The organism is Paenibacillus taichungensis (assembly GCF_013359905.1).
Lineage (GTDB): Bacteria > Bacillota > Bacilli > Paenibacillales > Paenibacillaceae > Paenibacillus > Paenibacillus taichungensis.
Map to the genome: position 1 here is coordinate 1 of NZ_JABMCC010000087.1, position 1,969 is coordinate 1,969.

The following is a 1,969-nucleotide window of genomic DNA, read 5'->3' on the forward strand; positions in this document are numbered from 1 at the left end:
GGTTGGTTCTCAGCGAACGCACGGACAATTTTAGGCATGGTTTCAGTGGGGACAAAGGCCGAACTGATAAACGGCAGGAAAATCAGCGGATATGAATAGGCTGTCGCCCCTTCCATAGACCCTGCTGTCAATCCGGGAATGACCGCCAGCCAAGTCAGGGCCAGCGTAAACAGCGCTAGTATCCCAGTTACCGCGAGCCAATCCAGGATACTAGCGCTGGAGCGGAAGCCCATCAAGAGCGCGACAAGGATAACTATCACCACAGTAAGTGTATTAGAAATAAGCGAGGTCAACACGTGAGCCCACAATACCGACGAGCGTTTGATTGGCATGGTGATGAAACGTGCCATCAATCCGCTCTTTACATCCGTAAACAGCCGCAAGGAAGTATAAGCGACGCCGGATGCAATAGCCATCAACAAGATTCCAGGCAATAAATAATTGACGTAATTGTCAGCGCCAGTCTCTATGGCGCCCCCAAATACGTAGACAAACAGAAGCATCATCATAATCGGCGTAAGCGCAACGGTGATAATTGTATCCGGACTACGCATGATGTTTCGCATTAAACGTTCTAGTAACACCCCTGTTATGTTTTTCATTTACATCTCCTCCTTTTTATTGATGATTGTGAGGAAAATTTCCTCCAATGTCGGCTGCTTCTTGATGTACTCCACTTTCGCTGGCGGGAACATCTCTTTGAGTTCAGTAAGGGTACCGGTAGTGATGATTATTCCGCCATGCAGGATAGCGATACGGTCGGCCAGTTGTTCTGCTTCCTCTAAGTACTGGGTTGTCAGCAAGATAGTCGTGCCGCCGCCGGCAAGCTCCTTGACAGTATTCCAGACTTCAATCCGCGCTTCGGGATCAAGCCCTGTCGTTGGTTCATCGAGAAAAATGACAGCTGGTGTCCCGATCAGACTCATGGCAATGTCAAGCCGGCGTTTCATCCCGCCGGAATATTTGTTTACCCGACGGTTGGCCGCATCGGTCAGGCTGAATCTTGCAAGTAGATTGTCGACGACTTGAGCTGGATTGGAGACACCCCGTATCTTGGCGATCATCATCAGGTTTTCACGTCCGGTGAGTATGCTATCTAAAGCTGCGAACTGCCCTGTCAAGCTAATGTTCTGGCGCACATGATCCGGTTGACGCTGGACGTCAAAGCCGCAAATCCCTACTTCCCCGCCATCGGGCTTTATTAGTGTAGAGAGGATGTTGACTGTCGTTGTCTTGCCGGCTCCATTGGCACCCAGAAGTGCGAAAATTTCGCCACGCCTCACTTCAAAATCCACTCCCTTTAATACTTCCTTGTCATTAAAGGATTTTTTTAACCCTTTTACAGATATCGCTGCATCACTCATGCTTCTTCCTCCTTATAAAATGCGCAGCAAGGATGCTTGAGAAAACCAAAAATTATGGTCAAGCACCTTGCGGAGCTAGATTGACTACATTACTTCTTACGCTATTCAGTCTGACTGATATCATGTATGACTTAGTACCGGATAAAAATTTAACTGAATAGCGAGGCAGCAATTTACATTTGTAACCAGCTAATCAGTCAATATACTCTATTGAATTTATTTTTTTTCCAAACGGTTCTTGATACTCTGATTCAAATCTTCACGATACTTGGCGACATAGGTTTTAGCGTTTGCGACTAGTTCGTCGGCAAAAGACGCCACATCGTCCCCGGTTATTTCCAGCACTTGTCTGCCTTCCGCGGCACCGGCTTCGAACAACTCGATTAACTCATACTGAATGTGAAGCATATCCATCCCGTTACCCGTCGCGAAATTCCACATATAGTTTTGAATTTTCTTATATACGAACTGATAGTCCTCTGGCAGTGACTCCACACGTGCCATCATCATTTTGTACTCTTTTTTATCACCAATCATTTTTTTGAATAATTCCATCATATTATTTTTCTCCTCCTTTTTATAAAGCTCAACAAGACACTCCAAAA

The 1,969-nt window shown here is 46.1% G+C and carries 3 protein-coding genes; all 3 read right to left on the reverse strand.

All coding sequences use genetic code 11. The features are described from left to right. A partial coding sequence (locus HP548_RS02435; RefSeq protein ID WP_175380764.1) for an ABC transporter permease occupies positions 1 to 602 on the reverse strand: 602 nt, incomplete at its 3' end. Further along, positions 603 to 1,364, reverse strand: a complete 762-nt coding sequence (locus HP548_RS02440) for an ABC transporter ATP-binding protein (RefSeq protein ID WP_175380765.1) — start codon at positions 1,362 to 1,364, stop codon at positions 603 to 605. It lies immediately after the preceding gene. 216 nt (positions 1,365 to 1,580) lie between these two features. Beyond that, entirely contained in the window at positions 1,581 to 1,922 is a 342-nt protein-coding gene (locus HP548_RS02445; RefSeq protein WP_099859128.1) for a DUF1048 domain-containing protein, read from the reverse strand. Between the last annotated feature and the right edge of the window lie 47 nt (positions 1,923 to 1,969).